1 pseudogene is annotated in these 348 nt (G+C 38.8%); it reads left to right on the top strand.

Annotated features, from left to right (window positions below):
• Positions 1 to 103: 103 nt before the first annotated feature.
• Positions 104 to 348 (top strand): annotated as a pseudogene (gene nagB / locus AB4496_RS28675) (glucosamine-6-phosphate deaminase); the annotation flags it as partial.

Genomic DNA, 348 nt, shown 5'->3' with positions numbered 1-348 from the left:
GCAAAAACTTGACCTAAAACAATAGCGGAATCTGATAACTTATTTTATAATGCGAATTAATGTTTCAGAACACTATAATATTTAATTTCTAGGGGCAAAATCAATGAGACTTATTCCATTAAGCAACAAAGCAAAAGTAGGTAAATGGGCTGCTCGTCATATCGCAGATTCGATCAACAAATTCGCTCCAACTGCTGAGCGTCCATTTGTACTAGGTCTTCCTACTGGTAGCACACCTCTAACTACTTACGCTGAGCTAATTGAACTTTACAAAGCTGGCGAAGTAAGCTTCAAGCACGTTGTAACATTCAACATGGATGAGTACGTTGGTATCGAACCAAACCACCC

Source organism: Vibrio sp. 10N.222.46.A1 (assembly GCF_041473595.1).
In the GTDB taxonomy this organism is placed as follows: Bacteria; Pseudomonadota; Gammaproteobacteria; order Enterobacterales; family Vibrionaceae; genus Vibrio; species Vibrio tasmaniensis_A.
Note: the sequence above shows the minus strand (reverse complement) of the source record. Positions and strands in the feature narration are given on the sequence as shown.